Annotated in this window: 12 protein-coding genes; 7 read left to right on the top strand and 5 right to left on the bottom strand. The window is 47.5% G+C overall.

What is annotated here, in order from left to right; all coding sequences use genetic code 11:
- Position 1 precedes the first annotated feature (1 nt).
- Together UQW94_RS05175 and UQW94_RS05170 are read right to left on the bottom strand one after the other, a co-directional pair.
- Positions 2–1834 carry an IucA/IucC family protein gene (locus UQW94_RS05175; protein WP_322142054.1) on the bottom strand — a complete coding sequence of 611 codons (1833 nt, stop codon included), beginning with the start codon at positions 1832–1834 and terminating at the stop codon, positions 2–4.
- Entirely contained in the window at positions 1831–3042 is a 1212-nt protein-coding gene (locus UQW94_RS05170; RefSeq protein ID WP_151515255.1) for an ATP-grasp domain-containing protein, read from the bottom strand. The genes UQW94_RS05175 and UQW94_RS05170 overlap by 4 nt, the downstream gene beginning before the upstream one ends.
- Before the next feature lie 250 nt (positions 3043–3292).
- Between UQW94_RS05170 and UQW94_RS05165 the strand changes: the two genes are divergently transcribed.
- The 6 genes from UQW94_RS05165 (at position 3293) to fecE (ending at position 11379) form a co-directional block, all read left to right on the top strand.
- Positions 3293–5329, top strand: coding sequence for a TonB-dependent receptor (locus UQW94_RS05165; protein WP_005383467.1), 2037 nt, complete (start codon positions 3293–3295; stop codon positions 5327–5329).
- A 120-nt stretch (positions 5330–5449) separates the two neighbouring features.
- The gene (locus UQW94_RS05160) at positions 5450–7585 is read left to right on the top strand and encodes a TonB-dependent receptor family protein (RefSeq protein WP_213966415.1); all 2136 of its coding nucleotides are present in this window, start codon (positions 5450–5452) and stop codon (positions 7583–7585) included.
- Between the two features lie 101 nt (positions 7586–7686).
- Entirely contained in the window at positions 7687–8610 is a 924-nt protein-coding gene (locus UQW94_RS05155; RefSeq protein ID WP_308387653.1) for a Fe(3+) dicitrate ABC transporter substrate-binding protein FecB, read from the top strand.
- Positions 8611–8684: 74 nt separating this feature from the next.
- Positions 8685–9644, top strand: coding sequence for a FecCD family ABC transporter permease (locus UQW94_RS05150; protein ID WP_370685978.1), 960 nt, complete (start codon positions 8685–8687; stop codon positions 9642–9644).
- Entirely contained in the window at positions 9641–10612 is a 972-nt protein-coding gene (locus UQW94_RS05145) for a FecCD family ABC transporter permease (protein WP_322142053.1), read from the top strand. The genes UQW94_RS05150 and UQW94_RS05145 overlap by 4 nt, the downstream gene beginning before the upstream one ends.
- A 2-nt stretch (positions 10613–10614) precedes the next feature.
- Positions 10615–11379, top strand: a complete 765-nt coding sequence (fecE, locus tag UQW94_RS05140) for a Fe(3+) dicitrate ABC transporter ATP-binding protein FecE (RefSeq protein ID WP_005477430.1) — start codon at positions 10615–10617, stop codon at positions 11377–11379.
- A 118-nt stretch (positions 11380–11497) separates the two neighbouring features.
- Here the strand turns inward: fecE and UQW94_RS05135 are convergent, their stop codons facing one another.
- Positions 11498–13384 carry a methyl-accepting chemotaxis protein gene (locus UQW94_RS05135; RefSeq protein ID WP_015313668.1) on the bottom strand — a complete coding sequence of 629 codons (1887 nt, stop codon included), beginning with the start codon at positions 13382–13384 and terminating at the stop codon, positions 11498–11500.
- Positions 13385–13800: 416 nt separating this feature from the next.
- Between UQW94_RS05135 and UQW94_RS05130 the strand changes: the two genes are divergently transcribed.
- Entirely contained in the window at positions 13801–16551 is a 2751-nt protein-coding gene (locus tag UQW94_RS05130; protein WP_322142052.1) for a M16 family metallopeptidase, read from the top strand.
- A gap of 88 nt (positions 16552–16639) precedes the next feature.
- On the opposite strand, the gene UQW94_RS05125 is transcribed toward UQW94_RS05130, so the two are convergent.
- The gene (locus tag UQW94_RS05125; RefSeq protein ID WP_080773744.1) at positions 16640–17092 is read right to left on the bottom strand and encodes a bactofilin family protein; all 453 of its coding nucleotides are present in this window, start codon (positions 17090–17092) and stop codon (positions 16640–16642) included.
- On the bottom strand, positions 16996–17949 hold the full coding sequence (locus UQW94_RS05120) for a M23 family metallopeptidase (RefSeq protein WP_005374721.1): 954 nt from the start codon (positions 17947–17949) through the stop codon (positions 16996–16998). Before UQW94_RS05120 ends, UQW94_RS05125 begins: the two co-directional genes overlap by 97 nt.
- Positions 17950–18239 lie beyond the last annotated feature (290 nt).

Below are 18239 nucleotides of genomic sequence, written 5' to 3'. Positions count from 1 at the left end.
TTTAACGTACGCTTTTTTTGATGGCTTCTAAGTAGGCGCGCTGCGCTTCTTCGCTAGAAAGCAGCAAGAAGTTCGGGGCCGACAAACCATAGAACTTATTGATGTCACTCGCGCCGGAGGCTTCTTTCGAGAGCAAACTGCCAGAGCTCAACAAGTACTTGGCGTACAAATCAGGCGCCTCTTGCAGTAACTCGCGTGCCAGTTTTGTTTCTAACCCTTCGCCTTCCAATCGGTTGAGTTGCTCAGCAATGCTTTTGGCCACGATGGCGTAAAGCGATGTTGAAGAGGCAATGCCCTTTGTAGCCATGGCTTCTACAATCGCTGCGATATCCAATTGTAATGTGATGGTGGTAAACATCTGACCGAGCGCCAATTCATTGTCGACTTTGATGCGTTGGTCGAGCAGTTCATCGCAATCCACTGGAATTGTTCCTGCGCCCTGTTTTTGGGCGGCATGCTCTGTTGCAAAGTGGAAGCGCTCTGGCCAAATTCGCGCTGCGTCGTTGTCTTTCATCGCGAGCGTCATTTTGCCCTGTTGATCAAATGCAACGATGGCGTTTTGCTGGTTGGACTCCAATGCAATGCCATAACGAAGCCACAAGGTAAGGTGTACTTGGCATAATAGGTCGACGTAATCTTTGAACCACGCCAGCGTATCTTGTTGATAGTACTGCTCTGCCAAGTGTTCTAAGAACAATCGGTCGTCAGGCATTGGGCTAGCCAGTGCTGCAACCGGAACTAACGCTTTATCTTCGCAATGAGTAAGTGGGTACTCACGTACGATGTACGCGAAGGTTTTATCCTCGCCGACGTGCCCACCGTGTTTTTCGTTGCAATGGAACAAGCGAGTGTTTAAGTCTGCGTCCGTTTGTTCAAGGTGGTTGAGTAGGCGTTCACACCAGTGGCCGTCATACAGTGTTGAAGGCTTGATTAAGCGAATGTTTTTCGTGCCTAGCGATCGCATGATCAGCGGAACTTTGATGTGAATGTGCGGTGCGTCGTTCACGACCACCGTACGAACGGAAAGCGTCGGCGTCACGTCTAGATACGTTAAAGGCGCTTCTATCATACCTTCGGGTAAGGCTTCTAAAGATCGCAGGGTGAGCGGATGCGCAGGGAACAGTACGTGGCTCAGTGCAAAATCAGCAGGAAGCCCAACTTGCTCCATGGTTGGCCAGCAATCAGGTTGTTCGCTGGTTAATGTCACCAGTGATTTTTCAATCGCAATCCAATGCAGAGCAAAGCTTTGTGCAAACTCGGGCGCGTACTTAGCAAGGTCTTTATCGCTCAGACCAAACTTCGCCCGCGCAGTTGGATAGTACGGATGGTCAAGGTAAGAAGCGATCTGGTCGGCTAGCAGCAGTTTTTGATGCCAAGAACCAAGCTCGGATATTGGTTGAGAAATGTGGTCTGCGTGATGATGAAACGCTTGGTCACACAGCGCTTTGTGTTTCTCTGCACATTCCAGTTCTTGAAGGTATCCCGCCAGCAACTCGTGAGAGCTCTCATGCGCCAGTGTCGTTAGTAGCGCAATCCACTCTTTGTAATGCTGTTGATGCTCGATTTGGCCATTTTTCTCCACCCACCAACCTGGTGGTGTTTCGTCATTGGCGTGACCGTAGCGCCAGTGCTGCATGTAATACGTTGGCGCAACAGGTAAATACAACGTGAAATCAGAGTTGGCAAATATCAGCCAGACTTGCTCGTCTTGAGGAACAATTACCCCTTTTGGCGCGTCTCTACTGAACTTGGCCTTCGACAAAATGCCAAACATGTCTTCGCGCAAGCAAGTGTCGATCAATCGTTGCGTTAGATACAAAGCGTTGTCATTCATGCTGCCACCTCACGAGTCGGAGCGAGATCGAAATTGCTAAGCGCGTTCTGCAGCGCTTGGTCGAGGTTTCGCCCTGATGGTGAGACAATCGAAATTCGGGCGAGATAATCCTTATTGGAATAACTCTGTTGGAAGTGTTCTCCAGCGGTTTTTAGTACCTGTTGCTGGGTGATGATATCGTCATCGTGTTGGATGAACGACGTCGAACCTCCGTCAATCACACCACTGTGTCCCGCAACTACGTAGTGCACGTGCGCTGACCCATGAATTTGGTAATCGCCGTCCAATCTTCGACCCAGATGCAGACCCAAAATCGTGCTAAACCAGCCGAAGTGAGCGAGATTGTTGAGCAAGAATTCGCGGCCATCTCCAATACTGCGGTAGTTGATTTCCACCAGAACTGGGCCGTTTTCCGTGATGATAAATTCGCTGTGGCAAACTCCAAAACCAACGCCGAACGCTTTCAGTTGAGCCAAGCAAGCTTCTCGGTGAGCAATGCCGTTTGGTCCGTTCCAGTCTGCGGCGGTTTCGATAAAGTAAGGCGGCTCAGAGAGCGACACATCAAAACCGCCCACGGCGATAAGTTGGTTACCGTCTCCTAAAGTTTCGAGCGTAACCAACGGTCCTTGAAGAAACTGCTCCACCAGAATGGCGGCGTTTGGGTGCTTTTGCCAAAACGCCTCGCAGTAAGCATCGAGCTCGCTTTGGGAGTCACAGCGCTGTACATCTATACTTGCCACGCCTTCTTTGGGTTTTGCTACGACAGGGAAGGCCATGCCTAATGCCACATTCGAATGGCGATGCAGCAAACAGCTTTGTGTGTTGGGTAAGGATTTTTCATTTAACACTTGTCGAGTTAAGTGTTTGTTTTTGGCCTTTAACGTGACAGACCAATCTTTGGATGGGAGGCCAAAAAATTGCGCGCAGATGGCGGTGGAAGTTTGTAAGTGATCACTATTGCTGAAAATAGCGTCTGGCTTTAATTCATGCTCCGTGATGGTTTCGATGAGTTCTAATGGGTTGAAGACATCACATTCTAGAATGGTATCCGGATTAAAGTGACTATCACGACTCGCCAACTCTAAATGGCTGAGCTTATGGTCGGTGATAAGAACGACGTGAAGGTCCATCGCTTTAGCTGCAGGCACAAAGCCGTGAGTGACTGCATCATTAACGACATGACTTACGATAATCATCGTAGATTTCATGAGCTTTCCTAATTTTCTAACATTTTCTTCTAACGTTGATAAAGTCGCTCACGGTCGTCTTCCAATGTGCCTCTCTCGAGACGGAGGGCAGAAGTTTTAGTGTTTATTGTTATGATATTTGGTTTTTTTTGTTGTTAGTTGTGTTTTTAGGGTAAATAAATATAGAGCATAAAATTAATATTGCAAATAGAAATAATATTTGTTCTTATTTCCATCCGTTGGCTTTATAACAACTAAACGGAATTATGGAATGAATAAATTATTGACCCTGACCCCCTTGGCGGTCGCGATTGGTTCTTCATTAGTAGCACCAAGCGCAGTGGCTTCAGAAGAGACGAACTCAACCCCATCAGCAACTGAAACGATTCAAGTCTTCGGGCATCAGTACGAAGGTTATGCTGAACACATGCCTCAATCAGGCACCAAAACCGATGTGGAATGGCTTGATGTGCCACAAGCGGTATCCGTAGTAACGAAAACAGAAATGCAAGACCGAGGCGCGGTGCGTTTAGTGGATGCGCTAGATGGGGTAGCCGGGGTCAATAACACCTTGGGCGAAGGCAGCCGCGATCAGTTCATGATCCGTGGTTTTGATTCACTCAACGATATGTACCGTGATGGCTTGCGAGATGACGGTACGTTGCAGTCTTACCGCAGCTTAGCAAACGTTGAACGCGTTGAAATTGTGAAAGGCCCTGCGGGTGCTTTGTATGGCCGCGGTTCGGCTGGGGGCATCATCAACTTGGTGACGAAACGCGCTAACGGTGAGAATTTTACTCACGTAAACGGTAGTGTAGGCAGCAACAACCAGTATGTTGGTCAGGTCGACAGCTCAATGGCGTTTACAGATAAGGTCAACGGGCGTATTAACTTGGAATACCGTCAAGCCGACTCGTACGTTGATCATGTTGATTCAAACGATTTCTTCATTGCACCGACCATTCGTGTGTTACCAGCGGAAGGTCACACCATTGATATTGACGTGGAATACGCCCATCAAGAACTAGTGCCGTATCGTGGTGTGCCATCAAAAAATGGCAAGCCAGTTGATTTGCCAGTAAGCACTTACTTTGGCGGCACAAACGACTATCAGGAGTCAGACAGTCTCCGTATTGCGGTGGATTACGAATGGCGTCTGAATGATCAATGGGTATGGAACAACCGAGCGGCATTCAACCATATCGAACTTGAGCAAAAAGGCACGCGTCAGGGCAAAGTGACGGGTAATGAAGTGTCTCAAACCGTCAACAACTTTGGTTACGATCCACGTACTACGACCACTTTACAATCTGAGTTGGTTTGGGAAACCAGGGACAATCAATTGATGGTGGGTGCAGATTTCAACCAGATCGATATCGACCTAACGTTGGCAAGTGACAAAACGCTTCCTCCGCAAAATATCTACGACCCAGTCGTTGGTCCAACGCCTGATCCGGGCTTTAAGCCATTTCGTGACAATACCACCACCACGACAGGTTTGTATGTGCAAGACGTCTATACGTGGGGTGACCTTTCTTTGATCGGTAACGTGCGTTACGACTCGATGGAGCTCGAACAACAAAAAGCGGGCTCAGATAAGGAAAAATTGGATGATGACAAAGTCAGCTACCGTGCTGGTTTGGTATACCGCATCAATTCCGACACATCCGTATACGCCAGTTTAGCGCGCTCTTGGCAGTTACCGTACGCTGGTATCTACATCAATCCAAAATTGGCGGAATTCTTCCACACCGACTTAAAAGAGGTGGGTGCGAAAGCGTACCTTTTGGATAACGCATTAATGTTGAATGCGGCACTGTTCCAGATTGATCAAGAGCAACCACAAACTAACGTGGACGGCGATGTGATCGATAAAATTGAAGTGCGTCACCAAGGCATTGAATTAGAGGCTCGCGGCCAAATCACCAAACAGTGGGATATCTCTGTTGGTTACAGCTACTTAGATGCGGAAGACAAAGCCACAGGCAAAAAGCCTAACGATGTATCAGACCACTTGTTCTCTCTTTGGAGCACTTACCAATTGGATGACAACTGGCGTTTAGGCGGTGGTGTGAAGTACGTGGGCGACCGTTACGCAGGTAACGACGAAGCCGTCGCACTTGGCGATTACACAACGGTGGATTTGATGGCGGCGTACACCACTGGTCGTCACAAAATCCAAGCGAACGCTTACAACATTTTGGATGAGAAATACATTCTTGGCGCAACAAACGGCACGTCTGGCTTAAACCAGATTGGCTACGGCGCACCAGCCGAGTTCATGCTCAGCTACGGATATCAGTTCTAGGCTTTTTGTGCGTAGTTAGCGCCTGTTAGCCGATTTTTTCCTCATATTGAGGATGTTTAGCCCCTAGAGCCTACGGGATGTATTCTGCCCGAGGCTCAATTTCTCGCAAAGGAGATCTTAATGTCTTACCAGAATTTGGATGGTAAAGTGCGTGTACGTGCTGGTTTGTCTACCACTTACAGTGTGCTTGCGATTGCAATCGCTTCTGCCACATCCATGAGCACGGTTGCTGCTCCTGCTAAAAAAGAACAAACTACCACGATGGAAACCGTCGTTGTCACTGGTAGCGTGATTGGTAAATCTGAAATTGAAGACGTCAAAGAGTACCCAGGTGCTCGTACCGTCATTACCCGCGATCAAATCGAGAAAACCGCCGCAGGCTCGATTGATAACGCGCTACAGCGCGTGCCGGGTATTAAAGTTCAGGATGAAAGCGGAACGGGCGTATTGCCTAACATTTCCGTACGTGGTTTGAAAGCAAGCCGTAGTGGTCATGCTCAGTTCTTGATGGATGGTGTACCGCTAACACTTGCGCCATATGGTCACACTGGTCAGTCTATCTTCCCAGCAACACTGTCGATGCTTGATCGTATTGACATTGTACGCGGTGGTGCCGCAGTACAGTACGGCCCAAACAACGTCGGTGGTGTGATCAACTTAGTGACCAAACCGATTCCACACACGTGGCAAACTGAAATCAGTAACCGCCTTACCGTGTTTGATGGCGGTGATGCGCCGCTGAATGATTTTTACCTACGCACGGGCGGCTGGTTAAGCGACACATTTGCACTACAGTTGGAAGGTAACTTCCTAAAAGGTGAAAGCTTCCGTGAACATTCCGATACGGACGTGAAGAACTTCCAAGCCAAAGCACAGTGGCTACTGAGTGACACTCAAGAGATTCAAGCATTCCTGCAACGTTACGATGCTGAAACGCAAATGCCGGGCGCACTTTCGCCACAAGATTACGAGCAAGATCGTCACCAATCGAAACGTCCTTACGATGATTATGAAGGTAAGTCGACACGCTGGAGTGTTAAGTACATCCACGATTTGCCATTTTCCGACAGTGCTGAGCTAGAAGTGCTAACGTTTGGCCATAAGTCAGAGCGTCTTTTCAAGTGGGGCTTTAACAGCGCGGGTGGCCATTGGGCTGATCCGGCTTTGCCTTCTACGAAAGTAAGTACTTCACCACGAGAGTTCCGTGTTTATGGTATCGAACCAAAGCTTGCTGTTTTTGTTGATGGAGGTGCCATTACGCAAAACTGGATTATAGGGACTCGTTACATTAATGAAGACATTCAATATAAAGTGACACAAACACCAGTGTCAGGCGGAGCCACAAATGTACCGCGAAATTGGCACCTTGATACCGATGCGTACGCAGGCTATGTGAGCAACGAAGTCGGGTTGTTTAATGGTGCGTTAAAAGTCACGCCCGGACTTCGTTATGAATTTGTTGATATGTCCTATAAAGATTTGGGCAGCGGGCAAGAATCTGGAAATAAGGTGACTGAATTATTGCCTGGTGTGACGATCGCATATAACTGGAATGAACAATGGCTGAGCTATGCCAATGCCCAGAAATCTCTTCGCGTTCCTCAGCTTGTTAATGTTCGAGGGGTCGGTGAGGAAAGCAGTGAGTTGGCATGGAACTACGAATTGGGCGTTCGGTATGTTCAAGATTCAACAAGCTTCAATGCAGCTTTGTATCGCATTGACTTTAAGGATCAGTTGCAGTGGCGGAGTGCGACAAATACGTCTGAAAATATAGGTAGAACCCTTCACCAAGGTTTAGAGCTTTCTGCTCGTTACGTGCCTGAAGTTCTACCTGCTCTGAGCTTGGGCGCAAGTTACAACTACCTCGACGCTACGCTTGAAGAAGAGGGCGAGAATAAAGGTAATCAACTGCCTTACACCTCTAAGCATCAGCTTGGTTGGGATGCAACCTACGCATTTTACGGCATGGATACCACGCTATCGGGCTTCTACTTCAGTGATTCGTATACTGATAACGCCAACACTAGTGACGAAGACGCAACAGGTGCAACGGGCAAAGTGCCGTCTTACATGGTGTGGAACTTCAACTTAGGCACGGATTTATACAAAGACGACAAAGGCAAGTTACGCATGAATGTTGCGGTGAACAACTTGTTTGACGAGGAGTATTACTTCCGCGGGATTGATACCAGCCCAGTTGGTCGGTACCCAGCTCCGGGACGCTCTTACACACTGGATCTGAATTATCAGTTTTAAGCGTTTCGTTCACCGAGTTTGAAAAGAAAAGTCGCCAATTTACCTTGGCGACTTTGCCGATCTTAGGTACTGGAAAACACTTAGCACTGGAAAAAAGCAAGATGAAAAATAAAAAACAATTTACGATCAAACACTTTTCAACCGTTTTGCTGATGCTGTTGAGCTCAGTTTTTATGTCATTTTCCGCAAGTGCTCAGGTGCGCAGCGTGCAAGATGAGCAAGGCACTTTTGAGCTAGAAGCGATACCTCAACGTATTGTGGTTTTAGAATTTTCGTTTGTCGATGCATTAGCGGCAGTCGATGTCTCACCTGTAGGCGTCGCCGATGACAACGATGCCACACGAGTCATCCCTGCTGTTCGCGCCAAGATTGAACCTTGGCAATCGGTCGGCATGCGTTCACAACCGAGTTTAGAGGCGATTGCGGTGCTCAAGCCGGATTTGATCATTGCCGATGCCGAACGTCATCGCGCGATTTATCAAGATTTGCAGCGAATTGCGCCAACCTTGCTGTTAAAAAGCCGTGGAGAGACGTATAAAGAAAACCTCGAATCTGCACAGAAAATCGGGGTTGCGATTGGCAAGCAAGCGAAAATGACACAACGAATTGAGCAGCACAAACAGACAATGGCGGAGTTCAAACAGCATTTTGCGACACAAGAAACCATTCAGTTTGGTGTGGTTTCTGACAAAGGGATGTGGCTGCATAGCCCGGTTTCTTACGCTGGGGGCGTTTTGAGTACGCTGGGCATCCAAAGCCCGCTGGCTCCATCTGAGCAAAAAGCGTATATCCCAACCAGCTTTGAACTTTTACTAAAAACCAACCCTGATTGGTTACTAGTTGGACTTTACTCTCAACCAAATATTGTGGATGAGTGGCGCAAAAACCCATTATTTAAGCTGCTAACCGCTGCGAAAAAACAGCAACTTGTTGAGGTCTCTCCTGAACTGTGGTCGTTAAATCGCGGCATGTTGGCGGCGGAAGAAATTGCCCGCAATCTTGAAGCGTTATTGGAGCGCTCATGAGTGCGGCGATAATCTCAGAAAGCCCGACTTCGGTTAGAAAACCGCATTGGAAAGCGAGCTTGTTTGTCTGTGCTATGGCGTTGTGTACGCTGTCAGGCTATACCGCCTCAATGATTGGCTGGTCTAACTTTTCCTTGAGTGTTAATGATCTGACAAGCTATTGGTTTGCGTTTGATGAGGGCAATATGCTTCATCAAATTCTTGCGACGTTGCGCGCTCCTCGCACCTATGCTGGGTTATTGATTGGTGCTTCGCTTGCGGTATCCGGTGTGCTGATGCAAGGGTTAACTCGTAACCCTTTGGCGTCGCCATCTATTCTCGGCATTAATGCTGGTGCGGCGTGTTTTATGGCCTTGGCCTCCATCGGCGTACCATTCTTTAGTCAATTGAACCCCATCATCAACGCAGTATTCGGCGCGCTACTAAGTGGTGGTGCGGTCATGTTGTTGGGTGGTTTTTTCTCTGCGCGTTCTCACCCGTTGCGTTTGGTGTTGGCGGGCATTGCCATCAGTGCGCTACTGATAGGGTTAACTCGTGCGTCGGTAATTTTGGCAGATGACATGGCTTACAGCGTGTTGCATTGGTTAACGGGTTCACTCTCTGCGGTAGATTCTCAGCAGTGGCAGCAACTGTGGCCTTTTGCGACTTTAGGTTTGGTGCTCGCTATGGGCTTAGCGCGAAACTTAAATTTACTCGCGTTGGGGGACGAAGTTGCTGTCGGGTTGGGTGGTAACATTCGTCTTACGCGATTAATCAGTGGTTTAGCGGTTGTGCTGTTGGCGGGTACTAGCGTGGCGATTGCTGGGCCAATTGGCTTTGTCGGGTTGTTAGTGCCGCACTTAGTACGCCCGATTGTTGGTCACAACTATCACATTCTCATTCCGGTTTCCGCTTTGTGTGGCGCGGCATTGGTGACGTGGTCAGATGCTTTGTCACGCGCGATTGCTTTTCCGGCCGAAACGCCAGTGGGCGTGATTACCGCACTGTTGGGCACACCTTGCTTTATCGCGATTGCAATGAGGAAATCATCATGATGAATCAAACCAAACTGATGGCACTGCTTGGGCTTTTGCTGATTGCGTCGTCTCTCACGCTGTTTGTTGGCGCGGCGAATCTGTCGGCTCAACAGGTTTTTGCATTGCTGTTTTCTTTCTCTGATTCGGACTTTGTGATTCACCAATATCGACTGCCGAGAATGTTGCTCGCTATTGGCGTGGGCGCTGGATTAGGGCTATCAGGCGTTTTAGTGCAAGGTGTCATCCGCAATCCACTTGCCTCCCCAGATTTAATGGGGATAAGCGCAGGGGCAGGGCTGGCGGCTACCGCTTGCTTGGTGTTGTATCCGAATGCGCCGGTGGCAATGTTGCCGATGGTCGCTATGGCGGGAGGTTTGCTTGCTGCAGGCTTTATTGCTGTTCTGGCTTATTGGTTGAAGCCAACACCTGCGCGTTTGGCGCTGATTGGCGTTGCTGTCAGCGCATTTTTAGCCAGCGGTATCGACTTTCTTCTGATTGTGCACCCTATCGAAATCAACACAGCGATGGTATGGCTAACGGGTAGTTTGTGGGGACGAAACTGGCAACAAGTGCCGTTTATTTGGAGTGCTCTAATACTGCTATTGCCATTGGCGTTTTGGCTGGCTTGGCGGTTAGATGTGATGGGGCTGGGAGAAGAAAGTGCCACTACACTTGGCACGAAACCAAGACAGATCCAAATTCTTGCGTTGATTGCTGCCGTGCTATTGGCGAGCATCAGCGTGTCTGTGGCAGGCACTATCAGCTTTGTTGGCCTGCTTGCGCCGCATCTTGCGCGTTTGCTGTTTGGTCACAACCACAAGTTATTGATTCCTGCTTCTGCAACCCTTGGCGCGCTGTTGGTGATTTGCGCCGATGGTCTAGCGAGAGGCTTACAGCCACCAATTGAGTTGCCAGCGGGTGTGCTGACTTCTGTTATTGGCGCACCATATTTCATTTTTCTTTTGTATCGTTATCGAGGTTGGTAAGCATGTTACGAACGCAGAACTTATCCGTCGCGTACGGCAAACAGACCATCATTCCGGATCTCTCTTTGTCGATTCCTCAAGGTAAAATTACCGCGCTTGTTGGCCCAAATGGTTGCGGTAAATCGACACTATTAAAAACCTTGGTACGCATCAATAAACCAGCTTCTGGCGAAGTGTTGTATGACGATAAGCCGCTAAGCAACTACGGCGATAAACGCTTGGCGCGTTCGTTGTCTTTACTGCCGCAGATTCTTGTCAGTCCTGAAGGTATTACAGTCAGAAAACTGGTCGAATATGGCCGATCGCCTTATCTCTCTCACTGGGGGCGGTTAAGTCAGCAAGATAAAGCGTTGGTCGAGCAAGCAATGCAAGATACTGGCGTGATTGAGTTTGCTGACAAGCCAGTTGAATCGTTGTCTGGCGGTCAAAGGCAAAGGGCGTGGATTGCGATGGTAATGGCGCAAGATACCGACGTAGTGATGCTTGATGAGCCAACCACTTACTTGGATCTCTCTCACCAAGTTGAGCTGATGAAACTCATGAGGCAGATGAACGACAAAGGCAAAACAGTGGTCGTAGTGCTACACGATCTAAACCAAGCCTGCCGTTACTGCGATCATTTGGTGGTGTTGGAAAAAGGTCAGTTAGTCACGCAGGGAACGCCGCAAGAGGTACTGACAGAAGGCATGTTGGCATCGGTGTTTGATTTACAAGCGAGAGTATTTAACGACCCAATCTCAGGCACGCCGATGTGTGTGGCGGTGTAGGTCTTACGTCTTTCGAAAGCTATCTGCAGTTAAAACGCTGAGCCATAAAAACAAACCCCGTTAGCAACTCAGTTACTAGCGGGGTTTGTTGTTTTTAAGAGCGTTTCTAACGTGGCGCTTAAGCCAGTTTAAACGTTGCCACTTTCGAGTTGAGATCCTCGGCTTGCGATTTCAGCTCAGCAGATTGATTCATCGATTCTTCGGCACCAATCACCAAGTGATCGGTCACATCTTTAATGGACGTGACGTTTTGTGTGATTTCATTGGTTACGTGCGTTTGCTCTTCGGCTGCGGTCGCGATTTGTGTTGCCATATCGCTGATCAGCGCAACGGCCGCGTTGATTTCATCCAGAGCCAGTGCTGCGCGATCAGCATCTTCTACCGAACCTTGCGCGAGCTGGGAGCTTTTATCCATGATGGTCACAGCGCGTTGTGTGGTTTGCTGCAAAGTCTCGATCGTCGAGCGAATCTCTTCGGTTGAGGTGTGTGTGCGTTGTGATAGCACGCGAACCTCGTCTGCAACTACGGCAAAACCGCGACCTTGTTCACCTGCACGCGCCGCTTCAATCGCCGCATTCAGAGCCAATAAGTTGGTTTGCTCTGCGATGTCTCGAATCGTTGATAGCACGGTTGAGATGTCTTGCGCGTGCTGGTTGAGCTCGCCGATGACAACGCTCGCTTGGTTGACTTCAGAAGACAAATTGTTGATGGACGACTTGGAGTTGATCACCAATTCATGACCATTTTGTGTGCTCGCTGAAGAGTCTTGAGCGGCTTTAGCCGTCTGCTCTGCATGCGCTGCAATCTCTTGCGTTGCCGATGCCATTTCAGTCACAGCGGTCGCCACCATAGTAATTTCTTGTTGCTGATGGTTCAGATCAGAAACCGACTGATTCGCGCGAGTCGTGCTCAGTTCTGATTGTTGGCTTAGCTCTTCCGCTTGGTGACGAATGTGACCTATAAGCTGCTGTAAACTTTCGACAAACTGGTTGAAGTTTTCAGCCAGCTCACCAACTTCGTCACGGTTTTCTACTTTGATGCGTTGAGTCAAGTCGCCGCTACCGTTAGCGATTTGCGAAAGCGCATTCGAAACGTTGTAGAGTGGGCGGAACAAGATGTTACATAGCAGGTTAAACAGCGCCACACAGATGATAACCACGATAGCCGTCGCGATAATTTGATCCCAAACGGCATCGTAAAGTGGTGCAACCAACGAGTTGTGATCCAACACAGTTACCGTCGTGAGCTTGGTGCCCTCAATTGGACGCGCATAAATCACATAATCGGTGCCGCTGATCGATACGCGACGTTCAGTGCCTGAGCGTGCAGCGTTGGTGATGTCGTTGTTGTTTAAGCCCAGTTTGCTAACTGGTTGGTTTAGGAGCTTGCTGTCGTTATGGGTGAAAATATTGCCCTGATCGTTGGCAATAAACATGTAGCCTTCACCCGGTAGGATCACTTGGTTGAGGCTGTTTAAAATATCTCCAATTTCGACATCTGCACCCAGTACAGTTGTTTGGCCGTGCAGTTGTAACGCCTTACCGAGCGACACCACATTCGCACCAGTTGCAGCAGCAACGGTCGGGTTATCCATAAAGACTTTCGATGGATTGGCAATGGCGTTGGTGTACCAGCCCCACTTGCGAGGGTCATTATTGCCTGGCGGTAAAATCACCCCATTGGCGTTGTTTTGTGAGCCGTCTGGGTAAGCGAGGAAGACGTTATCGAACGCGCCAGAATCTCGTACCTGCTTCAAGTGCGTCACGATGGCTCGTTTTTCTGACTCAGCAGAAAGGGAGGTGAGTGCTCGCTCTTTAGAGAGTAGCCAATCACTTACGTACTGGTTGTATGACGCGCTGGTGCTTTCCAGACGCTGGGCAACTTCCGCATCCAACCGTTGTAACGAATCTCGAAAAGACAAGCCTTCGACTAACACGCCCCCAAGGATGATGGCAGCACTGGCCGAGATAGCCAGTTTATTCTTCAGTGATAAATTTTTGAACATAGCAGCGATTAATAGATTTTTTGTACCCAAGCGGCGTTAAGTGTCGGGCTTAATGCCCATTGACCTAAAAGCGCGGGGTAGTTTGTTATTGGTTATTTTCATTCGTATATGATCCGGCGTCGTCGCTGAAAAGCGGTTTTGACGCCGAAATCATCGATTGATTATATTTTACTGCTCAAAATAAATACTGGCGCTATGTCGCGAATTTGAGCTTTATAAGAAATAAGAATCTAATACGAGAGCGGCTTGTTTTATGTATTTGTAAAGTAAGGATTTGTCGTGTTTTGTAAATGATAATTGATTTCATTAAATAGTGATAAAGATCACATTTGAGTAGTAAATAATCCATTAAAAATGTGAAGGTCATGGAACGAGGATTATATTGATCGGCTTAATCATAGTTATGGACAATAGTTATGCGCAGTATATTGTTAGTCCCCGCGTTATTGTTGTCAGGGTGTGCTCTGACACAACAATCCACGCCGATTCAGCCTGATGCCAACTGGCACGTTAATCAGCTATCCAATGGAATGAAATACCACATCTATCCAACTCAAGACCAAGAAGTTTCGGTTCGTTTGGTGATGCACATTGGTTCGTTCCAAGAAGAAGCCAATCAAAAAGGCTACGCTCACTTCGTTGAGCACATGGCATTTAATGGCAGCACACACTTTACCGGCAATGACGTTGTTAAGCTTTTTGAGCAATCTGGCGGCAGTTTTGGCGCAGATATCAACGCGTTTACCACCTATCAGCAAACGTCTTACCAGCTTGACCTTGCGAATAATACGAAGCTAGAAGATGCCCTGAAGTGGATGAGAGATATCGGTAACGGACTTGAGTTTGCTCCTGAGCAAGTAGAGAAAGAAAAAGGGGTGATTCTTGGGGAATGGCGACGTGCTAATCCGGATGATAAGTCCTTTTCTATGCATGCTTACCAAGCCTCGATTGAAGGCACTATGTATGGTGAGCATGACCCAATTGGTACTCGCGAAGCGATTCAAAACGCTTCCTCGAGTAAGTTAAAGGCGTTTTACGACAAATGGTACCAGCCACAAAATGCCGAGTTGATTGTGACTGGTAATATCGACGTAGATTCACTGTCCAAGATTATCAAAAGCAAGTTCTCGAACTGGGAAAGTACCTCGGATACGGTAATAGAGAAGCGCCGTGATATTCGAGTGAACAACGAAAACAGAATCTTGCCAAGTAACACGATGGAATCACCAAGTCTTCATTTAGTGATTGAGCGTGGTCTAAGTGGCGGCACGACGATTGAGCAACAACATGAAGTGTGGCGTGATGAAGTCGCAACACAACTCATTCAACAGCGTTTGATCCGTGTACTCAGTGATGCCGCTGAACCTTTTCAATACGCTTATGCAGAGCCCTATTACTCTAACTATCAGCGTATGATGTCGGCAGGGATTTCGTTTGCACCAGATCGCCGCGAACAAATGCACCAGACTTTCATTCGTACCTTGGCGTCGTTGAGAGATTATGGTGCGACTCAATCCGAGTTAGATAGCGTTATGTCAAATTGGCAAGGTGAACTTGCAAATATTGATTCAGATTGGAGTCAGCGTAAGCCAAACAGTTACGCAGAAGCACGTGTTTTTCAAATTGGACAAGACAGTGTCAGCCAATCAAAAGAGAATTATGCCCAGAGTTTGGCAGAATTCATCAACAACGAGAATTTAGAGAGCATTAACACACAATTGGCGGCTTTGTTATGTCAGCAGCCAAGCTTTTTTATTGGTTTGGGGAAAAGCGAAACGTCAGAACAGTTCAATGGTGTATTTGCCGCTCTAAACAGTGCCTATCTTCAAACTGGCGAAAAACCGTTAGAGATGTATGACAAAGTGGATGGATTCTTAAAGCCTACCCAGGAAGGCAGCATCACGAGCATGCGTCAGGAAGCGGGTGGTTTTCAAGTCTATACGCTATCAAACGGTATCGAAGTGTGGTTCCAAAAAGATACTAAAGCGGGTGGTCGAGCGTATATTTACTATGCGAGCCAAGGTGGTAAAGCCGCTGTTGATCCGACGTTGTATGCCGCTTATGAAATCGCAGCAACAACGGCAATACGCAGTGGGTTAGGGGCATTTTCTGGTTCAGAGCTAGATAGCTACTTACGCAAAAACAACATTGCGCTTGGCGCGATGCTTGATGCGACCAGTCACGGAGCACAAATTACGGCGCCAAATACGCACCTAACTGATGCTTTGAATGGACTATACAACCTAGCGACGGAGATTAAAGTCGACGAGCGCCAGATGGCGGCAGCGAAGCAAGAGTTTAAACAGCAGAGCGGCGCTTTTTTTGAATCACCGATGGGAAAACTGATTCAAAAAGCAAACGGCAATTCTTATTTGCCGGGTAGTCGTCATCGTATAGTGTCCAGTGATGATGTTGAACAAGTGACTTCCGAGCAGATACTAGCGGTGCATGAGCAACTTTTCAAAACCAATGATGGTTTTAAGATGGTTATTGTTGCAAACGTAGAGCCGGAAGAAATTACACCACTTTTGCGTAAGTATGTGGCCTCTATCGAAATGAAACCGAGTCGTTCGATTGATTATCACGTTGCGTTTAACCCGGAAGTGCCGGAGCGAACTGTGGTTGCGGATGGGCATGAACCTTCATCGTTGTATGTAATGCGTTTGACTAATACGAGCGATTACCAACGTACGGCAAGAGACACGGTTATCGAAGATATTTTGCAACGTATTAGTAATGCACGTGTTTTGGATATTGTGCGAGAAGAGTCTAGCCTTGATTACAGCCCGAGCATTTACACCATGACACAAGATCGCGAACCCATCTCTGATTGGCTCTTGGAGTCTCAAGTCGAGCCCGAAGACGTGGCACTTTTAGAGAGTAAACTGGGCAAAGTGTTTGATGATTTAGCATCAAATATTACCCAAAAAGAAGTGGATACGGCCGCGAAACAATTGGCAGTCGCGATGCAAGGATTGGATGACAACCCAGCACAGAGATCATGGGCATATACTCGTTATTTGGTGCATGATTACGGCGTCGATGTGTTACTTGACGTTGAGAAAGTGGCTAAAAGTGTGACGTTAGATGAAGTGAAAGCGCATGCAAAATCAGCTTTTGGTCCACAAGCAAAACGCTCGGTGATGGTTTTAAATCCGGCCGAATAATCACGTAGTTTCTGACGAAAATCGTGGCAATAGTAATAAAAAAGACGGCGTGAAAGCCGTCTTTTTTAAGCACTTTAATCAAAGCGTTTTATGCTGATTTACGCGCAAGTCGCTTTTCATTGTTGGTGTTGTTTTCTTTTGTGATCGCACTGTCTTGAGCCTTACCCTTTAACGTTACCACTTCCTTTTCAGGTAATTCGGCTGCTTCACCAAAGAATTTGCCACCAGGTTCAATGCTGAGGTTATTGCTCCAGATCCTACCGCTTACGCGTCCCTTGGCAAGCACTTGAATGTGTTCTGCGTGACAGTTTCCGTCCATCATGCCGTTAATGATCAGCTGTTTAGCGTAGATTTCACCGTTTACTCGCCCGCTTTCTGCGACAACGAGAGTGCCTTCCACGTTAATTTGACCATCGACGATGCCATCAATCTGGACATCGTTTTCTACTTTGAGTTCTCCGCTAAGAGAACAGCCTTTGGCGATGAGAGTTGAAGCTGCTGAGCTACTCGTTGTTCCACTGTTTTGATTAAAGATTCCCATCGTATTCTTCGCTCCTTAGTAAAAATGTCTTCGAAATCATTAAGGCTCCAATCGACAAATGGTTTCGGATTCAGTGCTCGCCCAACAAATCGCACCTCGTAATGCAGGTGAGGGCCAGAAGAGAGCCCACTGTTGCCGGAAATTGCAATCAGCTGCCCTTTTTTGACGAACTGACCACTTTTTACTTTGAACGCTTTCAAGTGCGAATAAGAACTCGAAAAACCGAAAGAATGTTGCAGCCTGAGGAAGTTACCAGAGCCTTTATTACTGCGGCGGGTGACTTCCACTACCCCATCGGCAGGGGCATAAATTTTGGTGCCGATATTTACGGCAAAATCGAGCCCACGATGCATCTTGGCAACTTTTGTCACCGGATGGATACGCTTACCGAATCCGGAAGATAGCCGTACGTTGCCGACTGGAGAGCCACTTGGTATTTGGTTTAATAACACCATGCGAACGTTTGAGGTTATCGCCGCTGCATCGAGCCTAGCATCCAAGTTATTTGTCGAGGTATGTTCTCCAACCCCAAGCACTTTCTCTAATTCACCCAAACGTTCCGAAACAAGTTGTACCCGTTCTTCACGTTCTGAAAGGTCATTTTCTAGCTCTGATTTAAGTGTTTTCAGTGTGCTGAGTTCTTCACCCATGGTGCGTGAATGCTCTGTCAATTCAGCTTGTTTTAACGCTGCATTATCAACGCGAGTGTACAAGTGATGAATTAAGATTACGGTCGCGGCCAGAGCAACAACAAAAAAAACGAAAAACGTTTTTATGTTGCGTTGCATCCTTTTACTGAAGTACCAATGTCTTGAGCCATTGATAGTTGATATAGAGATCGTCAACTGGTCTTTCATCGTCTTCTATTGCTCGTATTTGGTATACGTCTCGTCACTGAGTTAGTAGGAATGTAAGGAAAACGAGTAGGGACCGCCAGAGGCAAATTGGAAAGAAGTGTCAGGTCGTGAGGCGTTTTCAGATATTAGATAAAAGACTCAATAAAGATTTAATATTCTGCTGATTTTGGTCGTAATTACTCCAAATCGCTTCATTTAACTGAATATTATGATTTTTAAGGCGGTTATCCGAGAAATTGGATTGTGAATATTGCCAATAGCATCCGCACGCAATTCAACTTACTTCACGG

The organism is Vibrio sp. PBL-C16, from assembly GCF_034321865.1.
In the GTDB taxonomy this organism is placed as follows: domain Bacteria; phylum Pseudomonadota; class Gammaproteobacteria; order Enterobacterales; family Vibrionaceae; genus Vibrio; species Vibrio alginolyticus.
Note: the sequence above shows the minus strand (reverse complement) of the source record. Positions and strands in the feature narration are given on the sequence as shown.

Excerpts from the sequence above, each read along its gene's own strand:
- UQW94_RS05175 (WP_322142054.1), bottom strand. The coding sequence starts at position 1,834 with ATGAATGACAACGCTTTGTATCTAACGCAACGATTGATCGACACTTGC.
- UQW94_RS05170 (WP_151515255.1), bottom strand. The coding sequence starts at position 3,042 with ATGAAATCTACGATGATTATCGTAAGTCATGTCGTTAATGATGCAGTC.
- UQW94_RS05165 (WP_005383467.1), top strand. The coding sequence starts at position 3,293 with ATGAATAAATTATTGACCCTGACCCCCTTGGCGGTCGCGATTGGTTCT.
- UQW94_RS05160 (WP_213966415.1), top strand. The coding sequence starts at position 5,450 with ATGTCTTACCAGAATTTGGATGGTAAAGTGCGTGTACGTGCTGGTTTG.
- UQW94_RS05155 (WP_308387653.1), top strand. The coding sequence starts at position 7,687 with ATGAAAAATAAAAAACAATTTACGATCAAACACTTTTCAACCGTTTTG.
- UQW94_RS05150 (WP_370685978.1), top strand. The coding sequence starts at position 8,685 with ATGGCGTTGTGTACGCTGTCAGGCTATACCGCCTCAATGATTGGCTGG.
- UQW94_RS05145 (WP_322142053.1), top strand. The coding sequence starts at position 9,641 with ATGATGAATCAAACCAAACTGATGGCACTGCTTGGGCTTTTGCTGATT.
- fecE (WP_005477430.1), top strand. The coding sequence starts at position 10,615 with ATGTTACGAACGCAGAACTTATCCGTCGCGTACGGCAAACAGACCATC.
- UQW94_RS05135 (WP_015313668.1), bottom strand. The coding sequence starts at position 13,384 with ATGTTCAAAAATTTATCACTGAAGAATAAACTGGCTATCTCGGCCAGT.
- UQW94_RS05130 (WP_322142052.1), top strand. The coding sequence starts at position 13,801 with ATGCGCAGTATATTGTTAGTCCCCGCGTTATTGTTGTCAGGGTGTGCT.
- UQW94_RS05125 (WP_080773744.1), bottom strand. The coding sequence starts at position 17,092 with ATGGGAATCTTTAATCAAAACAGTGGAACAACGAGTAGCTCAGCAGCT.
- UQW94_RS05120 (WP_005374721.1), bottom strand. The coding sequence starts at position 17,949 with ATGAAAGACCAGTTGACGATCTCTATATCAACTATCAATGGCTCAAGA.